At 36.4% G+C, this 25,485-nt stretch carries 19 protein-coding genes; 8 read left to right on the top strand and 11 right to left on the bottom strand.

Going from position 1 to position 25,485, the window contains the following annotated elements; genetic code table 11:
• Window positions 1-69: 69 nt before the first annotated feature.
• A complete protein-coding gene (locus tag ZA07_RS06910) occupies window positions 70-2,922 on the top strand; it encodes an MFS transporter (RefSeq protein WP_231628650.1) in 2,853 nt (950 codons plus the stop codon).
• On the opposite strand, the gene ZA07_RS06905 is transcribed toward ZA07_RS06910, so the two are convergent.
• From ZA07_RS06905 to panC, 7 genes are all read right to left on the bottom strand, one after another.
• Window positions 2,919-4,235, bottom strand: a complete 1,317-nt coding sequence (locus tag ZA07_RS06905; protein WP_053970981.1) for a serine hydrolase — start codon at window positions 4,233-4,235, stop codon at window positions 2,919-2,921. The genes ZA07_RS06910 and ZA07_RS06905 overlap by 4 nt on opposite strands.
• Before the next feature lie 62 nt (window positions 4,236-4,297).
• Window positions 4,298-5,659 (bottom strand): DNA repair protein RadA, encoded by a 1,362-nt coding sequence (gene radA, locus ZA07_RS06900; RefSeq protein WP_053970980.1) that lies wholly within the window; start codon window positions 5,657-5,659, stop codon window positions 4,298-4,300.
• Window positions 5,660-5,722: 63 nt separating this feature from the next.
• Entirely contained in the window at window positions 5,723-6,967 is a 1,245-nt protein-coding gene (locus ZA07_RS06895) for an alpha/beta hydrolase (RefSeq protein ID WP_053970979.1), read from the bottom strand.
• Between the two features lie 81 nt (window positions 6,968-7,048).
• Window positions 7,049-8,191 (bottom strand): alpha/beta hydrolase, encoded by a 1,143-nt coding sequence (locus ZA07_RS06890; protein WP_053970978.1) that lies wholly within the window; start codon window positions 8,189-8,191, stop codon window positions 7,049-7,051.
• 75 nt (window positions 8,192-8,266) lie between these two features.
• Window positions 8,267-9,226 carry a lysylphosphatidylglycerol synthase transmembrane domain-containing protein gene (locus ZA07_RS06885; protein WP_053970977.1) on the bottom strand — a complete coding sequence of 320 codons (960 nt, stop codon included), beginning with the start codon at window positions 9,224-9,226 and terminating at the stop codon, window positions 8,267-8,269.
• Window position 9,227: 1 nt separating this feature from the next.
• Entirely contained in the window at window positions 9,228-9,578 is a 351-nt protein-coding gene (gene panD, locus ZA07_RS06880; protein WP_053970976.1) for an aspartate 1-decarboxylase, read from the bottom strand.
• A 13-nt stretch (window positions 9,579-9,591) separates the two neighbouring features.
• Window positions 9,592-10,440 (bottom strand): pantoate--beta-alanine ligase, encoded by an 849-nt coding sequence (gene panC, locus ZA07_RS06875; RefSeq protein WP_053970975.1) that lies wholly within the window; start codon window positions 10,438-10,440, stop codon window positions 9,592-9,594.
• 109 nt (window positions 10,441-10,549) lie between these two features.
• On the opposite strand from panC, the gene ZA07_RS06870 reads away from it, so the two are divergent.
• From ZA07_RS06870 to ZA07_RS06840, 7 genes are all read left to right on the top strand, one after another.
• The gene (locus ZA07_RS06870; RefSeq protein WP_053970974.1) at window positions 10,550-11,356 is read left to right on the top strand and encodes a glycogen/starch synthase; all 807 of its coding nucleotides are present in this window, start codon (window positions 10,550-10,552) and stop codon (window positions 11,354-11,356) included.
• A gap of 22 nt (window positions 11,357-11,378) precedes the next feature.
• Window positions 11,379-13,028, top strand: a complete 1,650-nt coding sequence (locus tag ZA07_RS06865; RefSeq protein ID WP_053970973.1) for a DUF4270 domain-containing protein — start codon at window positions 11,379-11,381, stop codon at window positions 13,026-13,028.
• A 12-nt stretch (window positions 13,029-13,040) separates the two neighbouring features.
• Window positions 13,041-14,888: a glutamine--fructose-6-phosphate transaminase (isomerizing) gene (glmS, locus tag ZA07_RS06860; RefSeq protein ID WP_053970972.1), complete on the top strand. Its 1,848-nt coding sequence runs from the start codon at window positions 13,041-13,043 to the stop codon at window positions 14,886-14,888.
• 204 nt (window positions 14,889-15,092) lie between these two features.
• Window positions 15,093-17,861 (top strand): TonB-dependent receptor, encoded by a 2,769-nt coding sequence (locus tag ZA07_RS06855; protein ID WP_053972076.1) that lies wholly within the window; start codon window positions 15,093-15,095, stop codon window positions 17,859-17,861.
• Window positions 17,862-17,872: 11 nt separating this feature from the next.
• Window positions 17,873-19,537, top strand: coding sequence for an SGNH/GDSL hydrolase family protein (locus tag ZA07_RS06850; RefSeq protein WP_053972075.1), 1,665 nt, complete (start codon window positions 17,873-17,875; stop codon window positions 19,535-19,537).
• 167 nt (window positions 19,538-19,704) lie between these two features.
• A complete protein-coding gene (gene atpD / locus ZA07_RS06845) occupies window positions 19,705-21,213 on the top strand; it encodes a F0F1 ATP synthase subunit beta (RefSeq protein ID WP_053970971.1) in 1,509 nt (502 codons plus the stop codon).
• 78 nt (window positions 21,214-21,291) lie between these two features.
• Window positions 21,292-21,576: a F0F1 ATP synthase subunit epsilon gene (locus ZA07_RS06840; RefSeq protein ID WP_053970970.1), complete on the top strand. Its 285-nt coding sequence runs from the start codon at window positions 21,292-21,294 to the stop codon at window positions 21,574-21,576.
• A 52-nt stretch (window positions 21,577-21,628) separates the two neighbouring features.
• Here the strand turns inward: ZA07_RS06840 and ZA07_RS06835 are convergent, their stop codons facing one another.
• From ZA07_RS06835 to ZA07_RS06820, 4 genes are read right to left on the bottom strand one after another with little or no spacing between them, the layout of a single operon-like run.
• Window positions 21,629-22,198, bottom strand: coding sequence for a biliverdin-producing heme oxygenase (locus ZA07_RS06835; RefSeq protein ID WP_053970969.1), 570 nt, complete (start codon window positions 22,196-22,198; stop codon window positions 21,629-21,631).
• Window positions 22,179-22,739: a response regulator gene (locus ZA07_RS06830; RefSeq protein ID WP_053970968.1), complete on the bottom strand. Its 561-nt coding sequence runs from the start codon at window positions 22,737-22,739 to the stop codon at window positions 22,179-22,181. Before ZA07_RS06830 ends, ZA07_RS06835 begins: the two co-directional genes overlap by 20 nt.
• A gap of 3 nt (window positions 22,740-22,742) precedes the next feature.
• Window positions 22,743-23,156 (bottom strand): response regulator, encoded by a 414-nt coding sequence (locus ZA07_RS06825; RefSeq protein WP_053970967.1) that lies wholly within the window; start codon window positions 23,154-23,156, stop codon window positions 22,743-22,745.
• Window position 23,157: 1 nt separating this feature from the next.
• Window positions 23,158-25,380, bottom strand: coding sequence for an ATP-binding protein (locus ZA07_RS06820; protein ID WP_053970966.1), 2,223 nt, complete (start codon window positions 25,378-25,380; stop codon window positions 23,158-23,160).
• Between the last annotated feature and the right edge of the window lie 105 nt (window positions 25,381-25,485).

Raw genomic sequence — 25,485 nt, 5'->3', positions numbered from 1 at the left:
CACCCCTCCATAGAAAGTTTAAATTTTGTTAATTCCCTATACGCATTGATTTAGAATGCTTAATATTAAGTGAATAATCATTCTTACATTTTGATAAGAGCCTTAATCAACAAAACATTTGGGCTGCGAGACGGAGAAATTCGCATTTCATTCCTAATGCAGCTTTATATCTTTTTAATAATTACCGTTTTATTAATCGTAAAACCCACTGTTAATGCTCTGTTCTTGTCAAAATTGGGAGCCGAACACTTGCCTTTGGGATATATTTTAGTGGCCGTGATTGCCACTTGTATAACCTACTTTTACAATCGTGCTGTTGTTAGATTCTCATTGAACAAGGTAATTACTACAACCTTAATTTTCTTTAGCTTAGGGTTTATCTCCCTCTATTTAATCATGAACTCTGGAAACTTAGGGGAATACTATTTGTATATCTATTATGTAGGTGTTGCTCTATTTGCCGTGATTGCTACTTCTCAGTTTTGGATGTTAGCCAATTTGGTTTTTAATGCAAGAGAAGCAAAACGCCTTTTTGGTTTTATAGGAGCAGGAGCTATAGCTGGTGGTATTTTTGGTGGCTATCTTACAAGTATTATTGTTTCTCGATATAGTAACGGAGATGCCATCTTATTGGCTTCCTTCTTTATTTTGTGCTGTATCCCAGTTATTCAACAAATCTGGCACTGGAGGGTTAAAAAACTAAATGAATTCACTAAAAAACAGCGAATACAAGTTGAAACTTCATCACATGAATCAGCATTTAAAATTGTTTTAAAATCAAAGCATTTATCATATTTAGCCCTTATTACTGGACTGGGCGTGATTGTTGCCAAAATAGTAGATTTCCAGTTTAGTGATTTGGCCCACAAGTCTATCACAAACCCAGATAAACTCGCCTCATTTTTTGGGTTTTGGTTTTCTACCTTTAATGTCATAGCCTTAGGGACTCAATTGTTTTTAACTAATAAATTACTTAGTAGACTAGGCGTATCTTCATCCCTATTAATCCTACCATTGGGCATCGCTTTAGGAAGTTTGCTTCTCATTGCCATTCCAGAATTATGGGTTTTAATATTAATCAAAGGTATTGATGGTAGTTTTAAACAAAGTTTAAATAAAGCTGCAACGGAATTATCAATCATGCCGATACCATTCCAGATTAAAAATCAAGCCAAATCCTTTATAGATGTGGCCGTTGATAGTATGGCAACAGGTTTTGCTGGTCTCATGCTTTTTATAATGGTTAGGAAATTAAAATTAGAGTCCTTCCATCTCACCTTATTGGTAGTGTTCTTCTCTCTCCTTTGGATAATTCTAATCTATAAACTCCGGGAGACTTATTTTAATTCATTTAGACTCAATATCCAACGCAACTTAAACTATGACCATCATGAAGAAAAGAAGCATAATAAAGCTTCTACCTTGGCATATGCTAGAAAAGTTTTTATTTCAGCTACCCCAAAGGAAATTATTGATTTATTGGGAAGATTAAGCCCCTATAAAATTTCGGCACTCAAACCAGAAATTATTCAGTTGTTAAAACACCCCTCAAACAAAATTAAAAAAGCTGTAATTCGGCAATTACATCATTTTAAATCGGACGTATCTAAAGAAAAGATTGAAGCACTATTAATGGAACCAGACCCCGAAGTAATTTATTATGCCCTTGAATATTTATTGGATTTCTCTTATAAAAGCAAAACAGCATTTTTTGATCAATTTTTAAACCATCATGACCCAAGAATAGCCAGGGCAGCTTTACTTTGTTTAGCTAAGGAAACATCACAAAACAAAAAATTGGCTAAAAAATATCATTTGGAATCACGAATTTCAGATTGGGTCCAAGAATTAAGTGCTCCCGATGGATTTTCTAATAAAGTGGAAGTTGCAGAGCTATTGGAAACCATAGCCTATTCTGGCATTCAAAAATATTACCCCTTCATTAATGTTCACTTATACAATAAAAGTAAGTATATCGTAAAACGTGCCATTAAAGCAGCTGCTATTACATTGGAAAAAGATTACATTCCGTTATTAACCCCATTTTTAAAGGAAAAAGCTTTCAGAAATCAAGCCATAAAAGCTTTAAAAACTTATGGACCCGATATTTCAACTCGCTTACTGCATATAGATGATGAAATCAATTTGGATGATGAAATCAAGCGATTTATTCCAAAAATAATCGGGGCATTTGAAACACAAAACTCAGTGCAAATGCTATCCAGGTTACTTAAAAACGAAGATGTTTATATCAGACTTGAAGCTTCAAAAGCATTGGTAAAATTAAAATCAAAAAACGAGAATCTCATTTTCAACCGTAGATCTTTCAAAAAATCAATAATAAGAGAATGTGAGTTTGCCAAGGAAACTTTGGATGTTTTAAGTTCCATAATTTACGTGTTGAAATCACAAGCTATTCAGCACCAAGAAGATGATGACCAATTCGAAATAAAAATCGCTCAGGAAAGTTTAAAGGACCTTTTGGAAAAACAATTAGATCAAAGCTTTCTTTGCATTTTCAAACTATTGAGCATTCTCTACGAAGAGGCAGATATGAATGTGAGTTACTCGGGTATTCTGAGTGAAACAAAAGAAGCACGAATCAACGCTTTGGAATTCTTGGACAATTTATTACAAAGTCAACTAAGCAATAGAATTTTACCATTAGTGGAATATTATATTGTTGAAGAGCAAGAATTGAAGCATGTCCCTTTAAAAATCAATATTGTTCCAGAAAAGGCCTACCTCAAACTTTTACTCAAGAAAAGAGATAATCGTGTTAAGTTAGAAGTTTTACACTTAATAAAAGTTCTCAATTTATCCACTCTTTCATCGGAAGTTTCAGACATGCAAAAACACACCAATAGAGCCATAAGAATCTATGCAGCCGAAACTATGAAACAGTTTGCCAATTCTGCTTAACCATCGCCTTGATCTTCATCATCCCTATATTCTACATCAAGTTCGGAGGGCATACTATCCAAATGATCTTTCGTAATCAAATCGTCAATTTTTCCAGCTAAATACATGTGAGCTCCTGCCGAATTTTTGTTGAGAACATTGGTCATTAAACAAACTATATACTTGGTACCATCATCGTGTTCGACAATGATAACTGAATTCATATAATTGTAGACATTGCCAGCATATTGCTTACAATTTGGATCCTTTTCCCTATCACATTTATAAAAACTTCCAGATTTAAAATAAACCGCGGCGCTATCCAATTTAGGTGATCTCGCATACCTAATACGTCGGTCTGTCAAATAAAGTAAACGCTTAATCTCCAAACTTGATTGCGCGTCAACTACTTTACCCTGTTCTAATTTGACTAAATATTTCATCAAGCCTTGTGGCGTCCCTATGCTTCCTCCCTTTCGGCCAACATATTTTTCTGCAGCTCTGGTAAACATACCTCCCAAGCGCCATTCATCTTCACTAATACCCAATTCTCTTAATGGTTCATTAACCACCATATTTGCCAAATTGGTTAATGAATCTCGAGGTGTTTCCTTAAAATAATTTTCAGCTTCTTCCTCAGTCAACGTAAAATAATATTCTTCAAAAGCAGCCATTAACATTGCTTCGCGGTACATTACACTAGCGGCGCCATTGTTACTTACAGATACCATATGGTCCAACCATTCATATAAAGAAAAGACATCACTTGCCTGTACTTTTCTCTTAACCAATTTATCTTTTTCTATATCATAAACTGGTATGGTATGATGGTCACCAGTACCCCAATATCGAGACGACACATTCCTGTTTTTCAAATAACGAACCCTATCCTCCCAAGAATCTGGACATAATTTCCCCAATTGATAAAACACAGCATTTAAAACAGCTATCTTACCTACACTACCGGGCTGATATCCCACATTCTCCTTATAAGCCGCATATTTGAGGTTCTCGGGATCAGACATATCCAGTACAGCGGCTGAATATTTCCCACTAGGAAATAGCTTATTGACCCGACTTTCAAAATCTTTATCCTCTGACAATATCAAATCAACACTATCTTCTTTGATGTTAGTTAGATTCAATTTAATATCTGCCAAATTTTTATAAGCCCCAGGCGGAATACGTTTATATGGAATGCTATCCTCTTTAAACTTTTGAATTTGGTATAATCGTTTAATACCAGTCGTTTCATACCCGTCAATAGGATAGAAAATAAAACTTAAGGAAATAAAAACGCCAAGAAAAACTATAGGCAAAAGTGTTCTTTTCATAATGTAAAACAATATCTCCCTAAATATAAATGATTTAAGATGAATATTAAAGTTCTAAAGAATTAAACTAACCACCCAACCAAATCTTCTATTTTGGCAATCAATTGAATTTTAATCTTGGTATTTTTTAGAGATAGCTTGTTGAATTTTGAGATGAAGATATTAGAAAAGCCCAACTTCTCTGCTTCAAATATACGTTGCTCCACTCTCTGAACGGGTCTAATTTCACCAGATAAGCCCACTTCCGCAGCAAAACAATAGTCTTGTGGTATAGAGACATCTTCATTTGACGATAAAATTGATGCCACTACTGCCAAATCAATAGCAGGGTCATCTACCGTAATACCTCCAGTGATATTTAAGAACACATCTTTAGCACCCAACCTAAAGCCAGCACGTTTCTCTAATACCGCTAAAAGCATATTGAGACGCTTTGCGTTAAATCCAGTTGCAGAACGTTGTGGTGTCCCATATACAGCGGTACTAACCAAGGCCTGCACCTCAATCATCAAAGGCCTCATTCCTTCCAAAGTTGCTGCAATAGCATGACCGCTCAACTCATCATCTTTTTCAGAAATAAGAATCTCACTTGGATTATTCACTTCCCTTAGGCCGGAACCCAACATTTCATAAATCCCTAATTCATTAGTTGAGCCAAATCGGTTTTTATGTGCCCTTAGGATTCTAAATACATGGTTTCTATCACCTTCAAATTGAAGAACCGTATCGACCATGTGTTCCAATATTTTCGGACCAGCAATTGTTCCATCCTTTGTAATGTGCCCAATCAATATAACCGGAGTTGCCGTTTCTTTTGCAAACTTGATCAATTCAGCTGTACATTCCTTAATCTGAGAAATACTACCCGCAGAAGATTCTATAAAATCACTATGTAAGGTTTGAATCGAATCAATGACCACAATATCTGGTTCCACCGTCTCTATTTGCCTAAAAATGTTTTGGGTGTTTGTTTCTGTAAGTACCAAACAGGTTGTGTTTTGAGGATTGATTCGTTCGGCACGCATTTTTATTTGCTTTTGACTCTCTTCCCCAGAAACGTAAAGGGTTTTAAAAGGAAGTTTTAAGGCAATTTGCAAGAGTAGCGTACTCTTTCCAATTCCAGGCTCCCCTCCAAGTAACGTTAAAGACCCAGGAACCAAACCACCACCAAGAACCCGGTTGAACTCCTGGTTTAAAGTGTTCCACCTTGATTCTTCTGTTGAATCAATTTCTGCAATTTTTAACGGCTTTGAAACGCGTTTTGCGGGTGAAGATGTAGAAGATTTCCAATCGCTTTTTTCAGATTTTTGAACGACTTCTTCCACAATGGTGTTCCATTGTTTACAAGTAGTACACTGCCCTTGCCATTTGGAAAACTGACTACCACAATTTTGACAAAAAAAGGTTGTTTTGACTTTAGCCACAAAATAAAATTTGGACTAAAAATAAGCGATATTTATGGATTATTGTGGAGTAACTTGAGAATTTTAATCTTCAGTGCTACCTTCGACAGCTACCCCTTCTGTTGGCTCTTCTGTCAAAATTTCAGCGCCCTCTCCTTCCAAGTTTTGATCTTCAAGATCCTGTTCTTCTAGAGTGGCTTTAATCTCCTGTAATTTTAATGAAACATCTTCATAAGTGATACTGGTTGTCGCATCTAGCAGCAAAGCTTCTTCATAAAATTTAACTGCTTTTTTAGGTTTCCCAATTTTCTCTGCATGCTGAGCAAGATAATAATCACCTAACATGGATTCTGGATATTCCTTATTGGCTAATTTTCCTAATTTTTCCAAGGAATCCAAGTCTTCCCGTTCTTCGGCCACAGCTACTACTTTTTGAAACTCTTCCTCAGCAATAGGTTTAACGATTCCAAAACGGTCTTCAATCTTTTTGTATCGATCCACTAAATATTTATCTAAAGTACCTTCATAAGGAAGTACTTTTTCCTTTAACTCCTTTTCTTGCAATGGCTTATACAATTCAAATATTTTATCAAAAGCCCTAGAAATAGCTCCCGTTACCAAAGTATAATGGGATTCGTCTTTAAATTCATCAAAATAATACGTGACATTGGTATTTTCTATTTGTTTAATCTTTCCATTTGTTTCCATGATAGTCTCATGCAACATGCGCTTATCATCTGTACTCGTAGCCATATAATAGAAAAATTCACTTCTTGCATTAGATAATCTATGAACGATATTGTCTCCCATAGACCCTTTCAAATCTGGACTTAAATTCACATAGGCATGGAACAAGGGCTTGTCTTTTAACATAAAGGAGTTGATGAAGTTCCCCATAATGTTGTGACCAACCGCCACTCTAAAATCACTTGTTTTGTATTTAGAGTCCAAATACGGAATCAATTCCTGACCAACGAATTCAAAAAAACGAGCCCCAGACTCTAATGGTAATCCAGTTACATCATCAAAAAAACTATCATAAACTCTTTCATTTCCTTGAACTACACCAACAATAATGGAACCTGGCATTTCATCAAAGTAAGATTGAAACTTGGTTTGTCCCACTACTGGCTCAAACAGGTAATCTGCGTCAAACACAAAAACCAAAGGATATTTCAAATTCGAGCTTGGGTCATAATTCTTTGGCAAATGAATCTTAAGTGTTCTTTTAGAATTCAGCTTCGAAGACTCAAAAACTTTGGTAGATGTTTGGGCGAAAGTAACACCAATAATGGTTAAAGCTAGTGTTAGGAGTAAAGCTTTTTTCATGATAAGTAGAGTTAGATTGCGACGTAAACATACTACTTATTAGCTAAAACGCTAAATTTTTTCGACGAAATACACTATTGATTAATTCTCGCCCTTAATTTCGTACATCTTTTCAAGCAACATATCCTTATCAATAAACTGGGATGATTGAAGAAGCAAACCACTTTGGTAGCTATGTAAGGCACGTTTCAAATCGCCAGCCTTTTCATGCCACATACCCATATAGTACGAACTAATCATAGAATCTGGGTATTCTTTTTTAGCCCATTTAGCCAAATTTTCAAGAGATTCAATATCATCTTTTTTATTAGAAGCAGCTGCTATAGCTCGAATATCATTTTCAATCAGCTTTTTCTTGAACCCGTAGAAAGATTCAATACTTTCATATTTTTTAACTAGATAATCATAAGGTGACCCTTCATAGGTAAGGATGTCTTCTTGATATTCCTTTTTAGTAATAGGCTTGTACAAATTGAATATTTGACTAATGGCTTTTGGCAATGCCAACCCTACCAATGAATAATGGTTTGTAGCTTCAAAATTATCAAAACGGTAATGAAATTTAGGGTTTTCGACGGCAGATAAAACTGCATTACAGGCCTCGATCCCTTCTTTTAAAGCAGAGGCATCTTCTTCTCCAGTAGCCAAATAGTAAAATGTATCTGTCTGGACAGCTGGCATCTTTTCTCCCAACCTTTCAACCATCATAGGTGACAAGTCTGGACTTAAAGATACATAAGCTCTAAACAGAGGCAATTCCTTGAACAAATAAAAATTCAAAAAGTTGGCGCTCAAATCATGACCTACTATGATTCTAAAATCAGATGCGTGATACGTATCATTGATATAGGGCACCAATTCCTGTCCTACAAATTCAAAAAACTTAGCCCCATCCATCGATGGAAAATAATTCTCCTCTGTAACCGAAAAGTCATCGGTACGTGTTTGATCTTGATTAATCCCTACCACTATACAACCAGGCATATCGTCCCAATAAGACTGATAATCTACATTACCTATTACTGGCTCAAACAAGTAGTCTCCATCAAGAACCACAATCAATGGATATTCAATTTTCTCTTCGGAATCGTATCCGCGAGGTAATTGGATTTTAATTTCACAATTACGCCCTAATTTGGCCGAATTGAAAGGCTCATAAATAACTTGGGCAGTCAACGACTGAAATAAAAGCAGAACAAAAGTGAGGCAGATAAATCTTTTCATGAATAGGGGTTAAGTTCGTACCTTATGGCAAGATAGCAAATTTGATGTAGGTTTTAAAATAAAAATGTTTCGGAATCAGTTATTTTTCAATCGGTTATAAATTGGCAATAAGATTAGAGACAATCCACCCAAAAGCACCAGCATAAAAGTTTGGGAGGCCCAGGTGATCCAACCAAATGCCAAACTAGGAGCTTTTGCAAGCCCATAAAGGGAAAAAGCTGCAAATACAGCTAATGGGTAAGCACCTATGCCCGCATTGGTTGCTGCAATACTAAAACTAGCAGAAATGAAACCTAACAAAGCCATACCTAGAGTGACACCTCGCAATTCATCAACTGCAAAGGTTACTACATAAAACATGAGTATATACATCACCCAAATAAATACGGTATGCCCCATAAAAGCCCATTTATTTTCCATTCTTGTAATACTTAGAACCCCTTGAACCAAACCATTGACGAAGTGCTTTATTTTAATAGCCCATTTGGAAGAACTTTTAAAAACTAGAAAAGCGAACGCTCCAAATGCTAAAAGCAACAAAAACAAACCAATACCCAAATTTTGACTTTGAAACTTACCCATAAAAAAACTGGAAATAAAATCAAATTGAATGAAGAGGGTCATCGATATGACTACAACCATCATAAGTAAATCGGCCATTCTTTCAGCCACAATGGTCCCAAAAACCTTTTCAAATTCCACCTCTTCATAAGTGGTAAGTAAGGAGGCTCTAGCAACTTCACCCGCTCTAGGAATGGTATAGTTAATTAAATATCCTGAAAATACAGACATCACACTATTCCAAAAATCTACTCTGTAACCCAAAGGCTCTAATAGGTATTTCCATCGATAGGCTCTTGATAAATGACTTAATATCCCAAAAAGAACTCCTAAACCAACCCAAGTATAATTGGCATTTTTAAAGTATCCCAACAATTCATGGAAGGACACTTGCTGCAGTGAAAACCACATTAAAAAAACTCCCAATAAAATTGGGAGTATGATTTTTGAATATTTCTTTAATGTGGAGCTCAAATTATTTCAATAAATTGGTGCTTTCATCCGGAAAAACAAGAGCAGGCTGAAACGTTTTGGCCTCCTCAAAGTCCATAATGGCATAGCATATTAGGATTAAAGTATCTCCAACCGATACTTTCCTTGCTGCCGCTCCATTCAATGTAATTTCTCCGCTATTTCTTGGTCCAGGAATCACATAAGTTTCTAATCGTTCTCCATTATCATTGTTCACTATTTGAACCTTCTCACCTTGGATAATGTTAGCAGCCTCCATTAGGTCTTCATCAATAGTGATACTCCCAATGTAATTTAGGTCTGCACCTGTACATTTTACCCTGTGAATCTTAGATTTTACTACGTGTACTTGCATGTGGCAAAGGTAATTAATTTAAAGCGATATTATCAATCAATCTTATTTTATCAGCGTATACCGCTATAAACGCTCTGTAATGTTTATTTTTAGACTTTCTTTGAATTGGTTTTAATGTTTCCGAATCAGCAATAGTAAAATATTCCAATTGAAACATGGCATGCTTAGCTAACTGTTTTTCAACCCATTCCGCAATTTTATTAGCACTTTTTGTGCCAAACTTTTCCTTGGCAGTATTCAAGATCTTATAAATTACAGAAGCCTTTTCTCGTTGATCTGGAGTAAGCCTCATATTTCTGGAACTCATCGCCAATCCATTAGGCTCTCTGTGAATTTCACAACCCTTAATCAATACGGGTATCTGATGCTTTTCGACCATTTTCTCAATAATCCGTAACTGCTGATAATCCTTCTTTCCAAAATAGGCGACATCTGGTTCAACGATTTCAAACAAGCGCTTTACAATGGTTCCTACACCATCAAAATGGCCAGTCCTGAATTTACCCTCCATTTCGTGTTCCAAACCGCCAAAATCAAAATGCTCTGCTACCGTATTTCCTTCGTACATATCCTCAACAGATGGTGCAAAAACTAAAATATCTTGGGAAACTTCCTTCAACAAAGCAACATCCTGCTCCAAAGTTTGTGGATAATTCTCCAAATCCTCCTTTTTATCAAACTGGGTTGGGTTCACAAAAATACTCACCACCACCCAATCATTATCATTCAAAGCTTCTCTAACTAGGCACAGATGAGCCTCGTGTAAAGCCCCCATAGTAGGCACTAAACCTATTTTACTTCCTTTAGATTTATAAGCATGAATAACCTTCTGCAAACTTTTCTTATCCTTGAAAATTGGCATATTTAGTAAAAAATTAACGGGCGCAAAATTAATATTTTAAAGGGAATCTGCATAAAATTTTGTAATTTCGCATGTTTTTTATTCTGAATTGCCAAAAACTTACAAGTTTATGAAAGATAAGAGGATATTGTATGTATCATCTGAAGTAGTGCCTTATTTACCCGAAACCGAAATCTCTTCCATGTCGTTTGAAGCCCCAAGGATGGTAAACCAACAAGGTGGGCAAATTAGGATTTTTATGCCAAGATATGGTAATATTAATGAAAGAAGACACCAACTACACGAGGTGATTAGACTTTCAGGAATTAATTTGGTAATAAATGATTTAGATATGCCACTTATCATTAAAGTAGCTTCTATTCCAAAGGAACGTATTCAGGTTTACTTTATTGACAACGACGAATATTTCAAAAGAAAAGCAACATTAACCGACGAAGAAGGTAATCTCTTTCCAGACAACGATGAGCGTGCCATTTTCTTTGCAAAAGGCGTTATTGAAACGGTTAAGAAATTAAATTGGTCTCCAGACATTATTCATGTACATGGTTGGCTCGCTTCTTTATTGCCTCTTTATCTAAAAGAATACTATCAAGACGAACCGTTATTTAACGAAAGTAAAATAGTAACTTCCATTTACGGACAAAGCTTTGATGGCACATTGAATAAAGGCATGTCTGGGAAAATTAAATTTGACAATATCAGTGATGCCATGGTCAATACCTTGGAAGAACCAACTTACAACAACTTAATGAAGGTAGCCATAGACAACTCTGATGCCTTAATTGTAGGTTCTGAAGTCATCCCTGATGAATTGGAAAACTACTTAACCAACTCCAACAAACCGGTATTGGATTTTAAACCATTTGATGATTTTTCAGATGCTTACACCGAGTTTTACAATGAATTGCTAGGTTAAACGTTTTACCCCTAAAACCTCTATGAAAAGAAACATGAATCTATTTAAAACAGTTGGTGCATTTGCTATATTTTCACTCCTTTTAACAGGTTGTAAGAAAGAATTTATATCGTCAGATAGTGACTTGCAAGGAGACCATAATTTTGGAACTTCAAGTCAAAAATATGCAGTAGCAGCTTATAACAAAATGGTTGATGCAGTGCAAACATCTGGATTACCTGCTAACAGCTTAGGAATTTATGATGATCCTGTCTATGGGCAAACCACAACCCATGTGGTCACCCAAATTATACCTGACAGCTACAGTCCAGATTGGGGAACCGACCCTGTTTTTGACTCGATTGTAGTGACCATTCCTTATTTTTCTAATGTTACCGGCACCGACTCCGAAGGAAATTCAACCTACGAGTTAGATTCTATCTTTAACGAATCACCCATGAAATTGTCGGTTTATAGATCTAATTATTTCTTGAGTGATTACGACCAAGCATCAGAACCAGTAGTAGAACAACTTTACTATTCAGATCTAAGTGCTTTTGACAATGGTAACAACGAAGGTGAATTGTTATATGTAAATGAGAATTTCACCATCAATCCAAATGCCATAAGTCTGGGAGATTATGAAAGGGATGAGGACGGAGAAATTATTTATGACGAAGATGGACTGCCAACCTATATCGAAGACAAAAGGATTGCTCCTAGCTTGAGATTAAAATTAACCGAGCAACCAGATTCGTTTTGGCAAGAATTATTTTTTCCTCCACAATCAGACGACCCAGATGCTGAAGCTCCATTTCAACCGGAACTTAGCAATAAAAATAATTTCACTAATTTTTTTAGAGGACTATATTTTAAAGTAGAGCCCGTTAATGGAGAAGGCAGTTATTTTATGTTAAATTTTGAAGCTTCAAGTGCAAGCGTCAATTTATACTATAATAACGAAGAAGAAGACAATGTCCGAGATCAAGATATTTTTGAAATGTCCTTCTCTGGTAACCGTGTTTCAATTATTAAAAATGATCCTTCAATTACACTTATTGAAAATGCAGATGCCAATGCTGATGAATTCAATGGTGACGAGCAATTATTTTTAAAAGGAGGAGAAGGCTCAGTTGCAATCATAGACCTATTCAAAGACGAGTCAGTATATGACGATTTTATAAGCGCCTTTAAGGATGACAATGGAAATCCATCCAGGCTAATTAATGAGGCCAACATGGTTATATACATGGATCAGGATGCAGTTTTTGCTCAAAATGAATCCCAAGAGCCTCAAAGGCTAACTCTTTTCGATTTGAAGAACAATGTTCCCATCATTGATTATTATTATGACCTGACAACAAACACCTCCAATCCATTAAATTCTAAAATTTACCAATCGACTTTATTGGAAAAAGACGAAAATGGTAGGGGATATAGATACAAAATTAGGGTTACTGAACACTTAAATAATATCCTTTTAAAAGATTCTACCAATTTCAAATTAGGGCTTTTTGTGTCTACAAACGTTAATTCAATAACCCCTTTTAAGGTAAAACCGACAAGTGACTTAGAGGCTATATCTGGGGGTGCAGTACTTTCTCCAAAAGGAACAATACTTCATGGCAGCAATCCAAATGTACCTGAAGATCAAAGAATTCAATTAGAAGTATTTTATTCAGAACCAGATTAAAATTAAAAGCCGATGTGTGGAATTGTAGGTTACTTAGGACACCGTGAAGCTTATCCCATAGTCATGGAAGGCTTGAAGCGATTAGAATACCGAGGATATGACAGTGCTGGTATTGCTTTATTTGATGGCACCGATTTAAACGTCTGTAAAACCAAAGGTAAAGTAGTTGATCTAGAAGATCGCGTTTCAAAAGAAATCCCAAGCACAGGGAAATTAGCTATAGGTCACACTAGATGGGCAACCCATGGGGAACCCAATGATGTTAATGCCCATCCACATTACTCAAATTCTGGTGATTTAGTCATCATTCATAACGGGATAATTGAAAATTATGAGTCCCTTAAAAAGGAATTGATTTCAAGAGGATACCACTTTAAGTCAGATACTGACACAGAAGTATTGGTAAACCTGATTGAAGATGTTAAGAAGCAAGAAGATGTCAAACTAGGAAAAGCTGTTCAAACAGCCCTTAACCAAGTTGTTGGTGCATATGCCATTGCTGTTTTTGACAAAAACAGACCAGAAGAAATCGTTATTGCTCGACTTGGAAGTCCATTGGCTGTCGGAATTGGAGACAACGAATTTTTCATTGCTAGTGATGCCTCTCCTTTCCTAGAGTATACCAAAAATGCCATTTATCTTGAAGACGAAGAAATGGCTATTGTACGTTTAGGAAAAGAAATAAAAGTCCGTAAAATAAAAGATGATAGCCTGGTAGATCCCTATGTTCAAGAACTTCAAATGAATTTGGAGCAAATTGAAAAAGGAGGCTATGAGCATTTTATGCTTAAAGAAATCTACGAGCAACCAAGTGCTATCTTAGATACATTTAGAGGACGACTTTTGACCGACGAGGCCATTATAAAAATGGCAGGAGTTGAGGACAACATGAAAAAATTCCTCAATGCCGAAAGAATTATCATAGTGGCCTGTGGAACCTCTTGGCATGCAGGTATTGTAGCTGAATATATTTTTGAAGATTTAGCTAGAATTCCAGTAGAGGTTGAATATGCCTCTGAGTTTAGGTATCGCAACCCGGTCATATCAGAAAAAGATTTAATTATCGCTATTTCGCAATCTGGAGAAACAGCAGACACCCTAGCCGCCATTAAATTGGCCAAATCCAAAGGAGCCTTTGTTTTTGGTGTGTGTAATGTGGTAGGCTCTTCTATTGCCAGAGAGACAAATGCTGGAGCATACACTCATGCCGGTCCTGAAATTGGGGTAGCTTCTACTAAAGCCTTTACGACCCAAATAACCGTCTTAAGTTTAATGGCTTTAAGATTAGCCAGAGCTAAAGGCACTATATCTAGCAGTGATTTTAGACGCTATCTATTTGAACTGGAAGGCATTCCTGCTAAAGTAGAAAAAGCTTTGACATCAGACGATTTAGTAAAAACTGTTGCAGATATATATAAAGACTCTAGAAATTTCTTGTATTTAGGAAGGGGGTTTAATTTTCCAGTCGCCTTAGAGGGCGCCTTAAAACTAAAGGAAATTTCATACATACATGCCGAAGGCTATCCAGCTGCGGAAATGAAACACGGTCCTATTGCCTTGATAGATGAGCATATGCCAGTTGTGGTTATTGCTACAAAAAAGGGGCATTACGAAAAAATTGTAAGTAACATTCAGGAAATCAAATCTCGAAAAGGGAAAATCATTGGTATTGTTACTGAAGGGGATGTTCACGTAAAGGAATTAGCAGATCATGTTATCGAGGTTCCGGAAACATCCGAATTCCTTTCACCATTGGTAACGACTATTCCATTGCAACTTTTATCTTACCACATAGCAGTTATGCTTGGAAAAAATGTTGATCAGCCAAGAAATTTAGCAAAGTCAGTTACAGTTGAATAACTTGCTGATTTTCAAATACATAAAATCCCGAATTCTTCGGGATTTTTTTATTTTAAAGCCCTCACAAATAGTAAATAATCAAATTTAACATATCTTTTTTGAGAAAATTTACTATGCACGCATACTTTTTTAAGAAAAATGCATTATTTTGCCCCATATTTATATATATTGCTAATCGAATTAATCAAAAACCAAGACTCACAAATGAAATCAATTCTATCGATGTTTTTGTTGTTACTATGTTTTACAACATATTCTCAAACAACAATTTCAGGATCGGTTACGGACAATAATGGACAACCCATACCTGGAGCAAATGTAGTGGTAATGGGAAGGTCTCAAGGAACGGCAACCGATTTTGACGGTCGTTTTACCTTTTCAGTAGAACAGGACCCTCCATTTACAATCCAAGCAAGTAGCGTAGGATTCACTTCTGAAACCATGGAAATTACACAAAATAATCAGGAAGTCAATTTTATCCTTGAAGAAGGAACTTCGTTGGATGAAGTTGTTATTTCTGCATCAAGGACTCCCGAAAGAATAAGGGAATCCCCAGTGACCATCGAAAGAATGGATCTCACTGAAATCAAGAATACAGCGTCGGCCTCCTTCTATGATTCTGTAGAAAATTTAAAAGGTATTGACATAAACACCAATAGTTTAACTTTTAAATCGGTAAATGCTAGAGGATTTGCCACGTTTGCCAATTCAAGATTTATGCAGTTGGTGGATGGCATGGATAATTCATCGCCAGCCTTGAACTTCCCGATTGGAAATCTATTAGGGATGTCAGAATTAGATGTTAACTCCGTTGAATTATTGCCTGGTGCCTCTTCTGCGCTATATGGAGCAAATGCTTTCAATGGTATCATGTTCATGACCAGTAAGAATCCTTTTGAGCATTCTGGTATTAGTGTTTATGGCAAAACAGGGATGACTTCTAGTCAAAATGCCGGGGATAATACATATGTTGACGTAGGAATAAGAGCTGCCTATAAATTCAGTGAAAAATTTGCAGCTAAAGCGTCTTTATCATTTTTAAATGGTACGGAATGGTATGCTACAGATTATAGAGACTTCAACAACCCAGGTTGGAACAGAAATGACCCTGGATATGACGGATTAAATGTATACGGCGATGAAGTATCCACTACTTTAAATTTTGATGAAATTGCCGCTGGAGCACTTCCAATACCAGTAGCAACAAATTATGGTTCTTCAATGGTATCAAGGACTGGTTATAACGAAGTGGATTTAATGAATTACGATGCTGAAAGTTTAAAGGCTGACTTTGGACTATATTATAGACCTTGGGAAAATGATTTCGAAATCATATGGAATTCCAAAATAGGTAGAGGAAGTACCATCTATCAAGGAGCCAATAGATATTCCATCAAAGATTTCTTAATGCAACAACATAAGTTGGAAATAAGAAACAAGAACTTTTTTGTAAGAGGATACACTACTGCAGAAAAGGCTGGTAATTCATATGATTCTCGTTTCGCAGCGATTAATATGAATAGAGCATGGAAAGGAGACACCCAATGGTTTACCGATTATGCTGGTGCCTATTTGGGATATCTGGCAGGACAAGGTATTTTTGACCCAACTTCAGAGCAAGAAGCGGCAGCACATCTCGCAGCACGATCTGCAGCAGATACTGGAAGATTGATGCCTGGAACAGATGCATTTAACAATACTTTCGACAGAGTTACTTCTGATCCTAACCTAGAAACTGGTGCCAAGTTCAAGGACAACTCCAAAATTTACCACGTGGATGCCAATTACAATTTAAGTCATTTAATTAATGTTGTTGACATCATGGTTGGAGGTTCTTACAGACAATATTCCTTAAATTCTGGAGGTACTATCTACACAGACTATGATGGTTCTATTGATTATAATGAATATGGAGCCTATGTTCAACTTCAGAAAAAATTATTAAGTGACCGATTAAAATTCACTGGGTCTGTTCGTTATGACAAATCAGAATTTTTCGATGGCTTCTTTTCTCCAAGAGTGTCTTTTGTTTATGCAGCAGATGAAGCTGAAAAGCACAACATTCGCGCTTCTTACCAAACAGGATTTAGAAATCCAACAACTCAAGATTTGTTTATTGGTTTAAATGCAGGACGTGCCATATTGGTCGGTTCTTCTCCTTCCAATCTAGACAGATATACCGCTACAAGCGCACCTTTAAGTACAAACGGTGCTGCCATTGTAGGAGCTCCAAATGTACAGTTAAATGGAGGTGATGCTTATTCTAATGCATTTGACTTGGCATCTGTTAATGCTGGTAATCCAACAGCAATTAATGTAGGTCTAGTTAAACCGGAGAAAGTGACCGCTTATGAAGTGGGGTATCGTGGTATTGTAGAACGCGTCAATATTGATTTGAGTGTTTACTATAACCAATATGAAGATTTTATTTCTAATAAAACGGTTCTAACTCCTTTATACGGACAAGCTGGAGATAATGGTTTATCCTTATTAGCATTACAAAATGGTGACTACCAAGCTTACCAAACCTATACAAATTCAACGGCAGATATCAATTCTTATGGCGCCTCTATTGGGTTTAACACCAAAGTATGGAATGGGTTTAATTTTGGTGTCAACTATACCTATGCCAAATTGGATTTTGATGAAGCAAGCGACCCAGGATTTGAAACATCCTTCAATACCCCTGAACATAAAGTCAAAGCAAGTCTAGGCCACAACGAATTGTTTAAAAATTTTGGTTTTAATGTGAATTGGAGATGGAATGACACCTACCTATGGCAATCATCCTTTGCTGATGCATATTTACCTGCAAGAAGTACCGTTGATGCCCAAATTAATTATACCATTTCAAGTATCAAATCAACTTTTAAATTAGGAGGCTCCAACATTTTGGGCTATGAATATGTAAGTGCTCCAGGTTCAGGAGCAGTAGGAGCTCTTTATTACATTTCTTGGACATTCAACAATTAAAAAAACTGGTTATGAAAATTAAATATATTTCTTTAATTCTAACTGCTTCACTTGTACTTTATGCCTGTGACAGCGATATAGACGCTCTTTCAGACCCTGTCAACAATGAGGTTGTAGAAGGGAACCCAGACATTCAATACAGTAGTGGATCGGCAGACTTTTCAACCTTTGTAAGTGTTGGAAATTCACTAACAGCAGGATACTCTGACAATGCCCTTTTTGCTATGGGACAAGAGGTGTCCTTCCCAAACCTATTGGCTGGTCAATTTGCCTTGGCCGGAGGAGGGGAATTTACCCAACCCTATATGAATGACGACATTGGAGGTCTTTTATTAGGAGGAAATCCGATTGCTTCTCCTAGAATGTTTTTCGATATCGCGACACAAACACCTTCAGTGGTGAGCGGTACGCCTTCTACTGAAGTATCAAATATTTTAAACGGCCCATTTAACAACATGGGAGTTCCTGGAGCCAAAACTTACCACTTGGTAGCTCCTGGCTATGGGAACCTTGCCAATTTAGCTGTTGGTGCAGCTAATCCTTATTTTGTGAGAATGGCAACATCACCAAACACGACTGTTATAGCTGATGCCATGGCTATGAATCCAACCTTTTTCTCTCTTTGGATAGGAAATAATGACGTTTTGGGTTACGCCGCATCTGGTGGGTCTGGGACAGATCATAATGTGACTGGGAATTTGGACCCATCGACCTATGCTTCTAATGATATTACTAACTCCAATGTATTTGCTCAAGTATATAATGGCTTGGTTCAAACCATGGTTTCAGGAGGTGCAGAAGGGGTCATTATGAATATTCCAGATGTGACTTCAACCCCATATTTCAATACCGTGCCATATGCGCCATTAGACCCAACCAATCCAGATTTTGGTCCGCAAATACCCACTCTAAATATGATCTTTGGCGCGTTAAATGGTGTTTTTACAGCATTAGGCGAACCAGAAAGAGCCATTATATTCAATGAAAATGCAGCAAGTGCCATTGTCATCAAAGATGAAAACTTAACAGATATTTCAGCGTCTATTGAATTTGCTTTAAACAGCAGTCCTACTTTTCCTGCTTTTATTGGTCAATTTGGTTTACCTCCAGAAGCAGCGCCACTTATCGCTAATATTTTAGGGCAACAGTACGGACAATGTAGACAAGCCACTGCTGACGATTTAGTTGTCTTGACAAGTAGTTCGGTTATCGGAACCTTGAATACTGCCTCAGCAACCACTTTAGCAACCCAATTGATCAACAATGGTATTCCAGCTGCCTCCGCCCAACAATTGGCAGGCATGTTTTCCTTAGAAGGAATTACCTATGCCATGGATGACCAATGGGTCCTTTTACCAGAAGAACAAGAGGATGTCAACAATGCTATTTCGGCCTTTAACAATATCATTGAAAATGCAGCGATGACCAACGATTTGGCATTTTTTGATGTCAATAGCTTTTTTACAGAAGTGGCCAACACTGGATATCAAGCTGGAAGTGCATTTATGACTGCAGATTACGTCACTGGAGGAACCTTTTCTTTAGATGGAATTCACCCATCTCCAAGAGGTTATTCAGTAATTGCAAACAAAATTTTGGAAGTGATAAACGCCAAATATGGATCAAATATTCAAGGGGTTAATCCAGTAGATTTTACAGGAGTTTACATTCAGTAATCCAACACATTGCATAAAAAAAAGCGCCCCTTTAAAGTGGGCGTTTTTTTTTGAAGCCAAAAACCCTAAAAACATATTTTATATTAAATTAAAAAACATATCTTTGCAGCGCGAAAACCAGAGGCGTTTTCATTCAATTAAATTGCATAATATTAAATACATAAGTAATGTCAAAAGTTACAGGTAAAGTTGCACAAATTGTAGGTCCAGTTATCGATGTTGAATTTGGTTCTGAGACTGCACTTCCAAAGATTTATGATTCATTAGAAATTAGCAGACCAGACGGTTCCACATTAGTACTTGAAGTTCAATCTCACATTGGTGAGGATACTGTTCGTACTATTGCGATGGACTCTACCGATGGTTTGAGTAGAGGGACTGAAGTTATTGCAACAGGATCTCCTATCCAAATGCCAATTGGAGACGATGTTTACGGACGTCTTTTCAACGTAATGGGTGATGCCATCGACGGATTAGGAAACTTACCAAAAACTGGAGACAACGGACTTCCAATTCACAGGGAAGCTCCTAAGTTTGAAGATTTATCAACTTCTACCGAAGTTTTATTTACAGGTATTAAAGTAATCGATTTGATCGAGCCTTATGCAAAAGGAGGTAAAATTGGATTATTTGGTGGTGCCGGTGTAGGTAAAACGGTATTGATTCAGGAGTTGATTAACAATATTGCAAAAGGTCACGGTGGTTTATCAGTATTTGCTGGTGTAGGTGAAAGAACTCGTGAAGGAAATGACCTTTTAAGAGAGATGCTTGAGTCTGGAATTATCAAGTATGGTGATGACTTCATCCATTCTATGGAAGCCGGAGGATGGGATCTTCAAAAAGTAGATAAAGCCGTTATGAAAGACTCTAAAGCGACTTTCGTATTCGGACAGATGAATGAGCCACCAGGAGCACGTGCACGTGTTGCTTTGTCTGGTTTGACTATTGCTGAGTACTTCCGTGATGGAGCTGGAGACGGACAAGGAAAAGACGTACTTTTCTTCGTTGATAACATCTTCCGTTTTACACAGGCTGGTTCTGAGGTATCTGCACTTTTAGGTCGTATGCCATCTGCGGTAGGTTACCAACCAACTTTAGCAACAGAAATGGGGGCGATGCAAGAGCGTATTACTTCTACCAAAAGAGGTTCTATTACATCAGTACAAGCGGTTTATGTACCTGCGGATGATTTAACGGATCCAGCGCCTGCAACAACGTTTGCCCACTTGGATGCTACAACCGTATTGTCTCGTAAAATTGCTGAGCTTGGTATTTATCCAGCGGTAGACCCGTTAGATTCTACTTCAAGAATTTTGACTGCAGACATTTTAGGAAAAGAGCACTATGACTGTGCACAAAGAGTAAAAGAGTTATTACAACGCTATAAAGAATTACAAGACATTATTGCCATCTTAGGTATGGAAGAATTATCTGAAGAAGATAAATTGGCCGTATCAAGAGCAAGACGTGTACAACGTTTCTTATCACAACCTTTCCACGTAGCTGAGCAGTTTACTGGTATTCCTGGAGTTTTGGTAGATATTAAAGATACCATCAAAGGTTTCAACATGATTATGGATGGTGCATTAGATCACTTACCAGAAGCAGCTTTCAACCTTAAGGGAACTATTGAAGATGCTATTGAAGCTGGAGAGAAAATGTTAGCGGAAGCGTAAAACAGTAAGCAGTATGCCGTATGCAGTTGGCTTTAATCCACTAATTACTAATTACTGATTACTAAATACTAAGAAACTATGTATTTAGAAATTGTATCACCAGAAGCCACCATTTTCAGTTCAGAAGTTGATTCTGTAGTTGTGCCTGGAGCTATGGGAGAGTTTCAAATGTTAAATAACCACGCTCCTATCGTGTCGTTATTGAAAGAAGGAACCATTAAGATTCATACGCATTCCGATAGCAAATTGGTTTATGATGAACTACATGGGTCTTTGGTACCAGAAGACAAGCTTTTAAAACTTAAAATCAACTCTGGAACTTTAGAAATGAAAGATAATAAAGCCATTATTCTAGTCGAGTAATGAATTTATAATAAAAGTAAAAAGCCCGATCTACCGATCGGGCTTTTTACTTTTATGACAGAAAGCTCTTCTGAAAAATCAAAAAGGCCTTGTTAGCACCTTTAACAACTTCATCTTCTTCTTGTTTAGAAAATTGGAGTTCATTTACTTGCTCTTTATATGATAGCCATCGCTGAATCTTGCTCGAATTTTGACTATAAAGTCTTTGCGGCTTATTTAAAACCAATCCTTCACACCTTTCCAAATGTTTCGCAATAACTGACATCCCCATAGTAGACCCTTCTAAAACATACAAGGCCCCTAAAGCTTGAAAAGCATTTTCTAATTGTAAATCAATCTTATTATATGGGTTTGGCTGCCTATTTAAGTCCTCATACGCCCAAAAAGATATTTTATCTCTTGGAAATAATGATTTCAATTCGGGTGAGTCCTGAAAAGGCTCAATCAAGTTTTCTACTTGTTGATAAGCCTGGTAGTTTTTCTGAAGAAGGTCTTTGTACTCTTCTTTTTGAATCGTATAGTTTAAAATTTTATCGGCTCCACTTAAATTTTCAACATTGGCATGAAGTACTTGCGTCTCTTCCTTAAGTCTTTTGAGAATATTATTTGATGATGGTGTCAAGATTGTCGCTTATTTCTTTTAAAAGTTTTTCGTAATATTCCTTTACATTCTCCTGATCCGTGGGTTTTGAAGCTTCTTTCAACAAGGCATGTACCCTTTGAAGTTTATCTCTTCTCTTTTGCTCCTCTTCCATCCGTTCAAAAAACTCCTTCCTTTCAGTGAGAATTTTATTGATTACTGGCTTCATTCTGTCTGCAAGTTCATTCATATTCTTTTTGAGAAAGAATCCTGAAGCGCCATTTAAAATGGCATTTGCCGCCAATTCTTCACTATTAAGTGTCCCTGTAATAACAATTATTGGAATGCGTGGGAAAAGCTCTTTAAAAGTCAATAACACATCTTCACCTGTAAAACCATCCAAATCATAGTCGGTAAAAACCATTTCCGGAAAAAATGTTTTAGCTGTATATCTTACATTAAGCAGGGAATCACTAACTCTGATTTCAGGTTCTGTGAAAATTTTTTCGAGTTGTCTTTGAATAAGGGCGGAATCTGTTATGCTGTCTTCAACAATGAGTATTCTAATAGGTTTTGTGGTCATTCCCTAATTTAAATTAATATTTAACCAATATGATAAGGTGCTGTTGAGCGTGTTTTTAAATTCTAGGTAAGTCTTTGGCTTTTCTACGTAGCTATTACATTTTAATTGATAAGCTTTATTGATATCTGAAAGATGCGTACTGCTGCTGAAAATTATTTTTGGAATATTCTCATAATGTATAAACTCTTGCAGAGCTTCCAATAGTTCAAACCCATTTACTTTGGGCATTTTTATATCTAATAAAACCAAACTAGCCGATAATTTGGCGAACTCGCCGTTGTTAATGAATTCAAGTACTTGCTCAGAATCATTCAGAGAAATTAAATGAATATCATTAAATTCTTTGCGAACAATTCTTTCAAGTAACATGATATCCTCAAGCCTATCTTCTATGTATACTATCGTTTTCTTTTGCATGTCAATCTTCTTCTAAATAAAAACTAAAAGTACTTCCCTTTCCCTCTTCACTATCTGCCCAAATTTCACCATGATGTTTAATAACGACTCTTTGAGCAATGGCTAATCCAACACCAGTGCCTTTAAAATCTTCCTTGGACAACCTGTTAAAGATACCAAATATTTTTTCTTTATACTTAGGATTGAATCCTATTCCATTATCCTTGACCTGAAAAATGTGATGATTATCCGCTACATACTGACTGATTTGTATCTTTGGTGGATTACTTTTAACACTATACTTGAACGCATTTGTAAGTAAATTGGAAAATAATTGATACATCATCGTCCTATCTCCCTTAATTTTTGGAATATTTTCTTGTATAGAGAATTCTGTTGAAGGAAATTCTTTTAATAACCCAAAATCCTGAATAATTTCATCGCAAAGTTCTATCACATCAATCTCCCGTATCTGTAACCGCAATTGGTTTAAGCTACTATAACTTAGAATCTCATCCATTAATCGGTTCATTTTTTCTGCAGAGCCAATAATAGTATTTAAAGTATCCTTACCATACTTATCCAAAACTTCTCCATAATCCTCCAATAGAATTTGAGCGAATCCATCAATACTCCTCAGTGGACCTCTTAAGTCATGACTCACGCTGTAACTAAAGCTTTCCAACTCCTGATTTAAATTGTAAAGCTTATTATTTAGCTGCGAAATCTCTCCAAATTTGGTTACAATCACATTCTTAATATCATTAGTAAGGGCCAATGCTGTGGAAATTTCGTAATCTTTCCATGGTTGTGATGTATACCTTACTTTCTCTGTCCATTTCTCAAAAGATTTTCTTGGACTTAATCTTACCGATTTATCTGCGTGTTGATGTGACTTCGGGTCTCCCCCCCAACTTACCTCATTAATTTGCTCCGATCTAAACCACAACAAAGCTTCATCAACCCGCTTTGAAAGCTTGCAAACCAACAGACCTGAAACTATCTCTGCTTGTTCTTCGGTCCAATTGATAACATTCATCAAACTATCGGTGGCATAACACCCTTCATTGAATAGTGACTTATCATGTAAGGTATTCAGCAAAGGAATAATATCTTTTTTCGCTGGTGTTTCTCCTAAAATGACGATTTCTTCATTATAAGCGATACAAAATCCATCACATTTAAATAAATTGGTAGCATTCGTATCAAATACAGTCAACCCCTCTATAATATCCCAATTTTTACTGACATTTTCAGTGATTTTTGCCCTTACAAAACTTGATTGATTAATCCTGGCCAAATAGGTGTTTGATAATTTCTGACTAATTTGAGTTGAAAACATCTCTGCGAGAAGCGAACAAGATTGTCTTTTTCTATAATCAATGAATTTACTATTATAATGATGGCAGGATATAAGTCCCCATAATATTCCATTATGAACAATGGCACAATTTAAGGTGGCCTCCACCTTCATGTTTTCTAAATACTCAATATGAATAGCACTTGAACCTCTTAAATGGGATTTGCCCATATTAACTAAAGCTTGAGTCAAAGGATTTAAACTTGGCACCAACGGCGCATATTGCTCACGGATATTACTAAGTATCCGAACTCCCTGCTCTAGGAACAATCTTCTGGCATTAGCAGGAATATCACCAGCTGGATAATGCAATCCTAGCCAAGACTCCAAATGGTCTTCTCTAGACTCTGCAATGACAGTTCCATTCCACTTTTCATCAAACTGGTAAATCATCACTCTATCATACTCCAAAAGTTCTTTGATCAAATTAGCAGCTTTATCACACAGCTCATTCAAAGATTGCGTAGATGATAACTTTCTGAACACCGAAATCATGGATTGCTGAAATTCTTCTGGATTCCAATCTTCATTTACCTTTTCAAAATCAAGTAGAATCAACTCGTCTTGTCTATGAGGAATACAAACAAATTCCTTATCGCCAAAATTTACAATAAAAGGTATATGATCAACCCCATCCGATTCCCAATTCAGATACTTATCATAAGACTCTCTACTAAGGAATTTATTAAAGGTACTTTCTAGAATTGTTTCAGCTTCAATCCCTAAAAAACTTTTGATATTAGCACTGCATTGTAGTATGTTCCTCTGACTGTCTATGACAAGCAAAAATCCATGATTTTGAACTTGCCCTATAAACTGAATAGGTTCATCCTCACAATTATCAAGATCAACTCGTTTGGGATAAGCGGTTAATTTATTCAACATATATGGAATTTATAATGTTAGGAAGATAGGTAAATTTAGGTTACTCACTTATTATATTGCCCTCTATTCCTATCAACATACCAGATATTTAATAAACAAAATTTT

It is taken from the genome of Mangrovimonas sp. ST2L15, from assembly GCF_001280515.1.
Lineage (GTDB): Bacteria > Bacteroidota > Bacteroidia > Flavobacteriales > Flavobacteriaceae > Mangrovimonas > Mangrovimonas futianensis.
The sequence above is the reverse complement of the archived record's forward strand: the minus strand, read 5'-3'. Positions and strand labels throughout refer to the sequence as shown.

Excerpts from the sequence above, each read along its gene's own strand:
- ZA07_RS06830 (WP_053970968.1), bottom strand. The coding sequence starts at position 22,739 with ATGACCACAAAACCTATTAGAATACTCATTGTTGAAGACAGCATAACA.
- ZA07_RS06870 (WP_053970974.1), top strand. The coding sequence starts at position 10,550 with ATGAAAGATAAGAGGATATTGTATGTATCATCTGAAGTAGTGCCTTAT.
- atpD (WP_053970971.1), top strand. The coding sequence starts at position 19,705 with ATGTCAAAAGTTACAGGTAAAGTTGCACAAATTGTAGGTCCAGTTATC.
- ZA07_RS06895 (WP_053970979.1), bottom strand. The coding sequence starts at position 6,967 with ATGAAAAAAGCTTTACTCCTAACACTAGCTTTAACCATTATTGGTGTT.
- ZA07_RS06890 (WP_053970978.1), bottom strand. The coding sequence starts at position 8,191 with ATGAAAAGATTTATCTGCCTCACTTTTGTTCTGCTTTTATTTCAGTCG.
- ZA07_RS06905 (WP_053970981.1), bottom strand. The coding sequence starts at position 4,235 with ATGAAAAGAACACTTTTGCCTATAGTTTTTCTTGGCGTTTTTATTTCC.
- ZA07_RS06840 (WP_053970970.1), top strand. The coding sequence starts at position 21,292 with ATGTATTTAGAAATTGTATCACCAGAAGCCACCATTTTCAGTTCAGAA.
- glmS (WP_053970972.1), top strand. The coding sequence starts at position 13,041 with ATGTGTGGAATTGTAGGTTACTTAGGACACCGTGAAGCTTATCCCATA.
- ZA07_RS06820 (WP_053970966.1), bottom strand. The coding sequence starts at position 25,380 with ATGTTGAATAAATTAACCGCTTATCCCAAACGAGTTGATCTTGATAAT.
- ZA07_RS06855 (WP_053972076.1), top strand. The coding sequence starts at position 15,093 with ATGAAATCAATTCTATCGATGTTTTTGTTGTTACTATGTTTTACAACA.
- ZA07_RS06865 (WP_053970973.1), top strand. The coding sequence starts at position 11,379 with ATGAAAAGAAACATGAATCTATTTAAAACAGTTGGTGCATTTGCTATA.
- panD (WP_053970976.1), bottom strand. The coding sequence starts at position 9,578 with ATGCAAGTACACGTAGTAAAATCTAAGATTCACAGGGTAAAATGTACA.
- ZA07_RS06850 (WP_053972075.1), top strand. The coding sequence starts at position 17,873 with ATGAAAATTAAATATATTTCTTTAATTCTAACTGCTTCACTTGTACTT.
- panC (WP_053970975.1), bottom strand. The coding sequence starts at position 10,440 with ATGCCAATTTTCAAGGATAAGAAAAGTTTGCAGAAGGTTATTCATGCT.
- ZA07_RS06825 (WP_053970967.1), bottom strand. The coding sequence starts at position 23,156 with ATGCAAAAGAAAACGATAGTATACATAGAAGATAGGCTTGAGGATATC.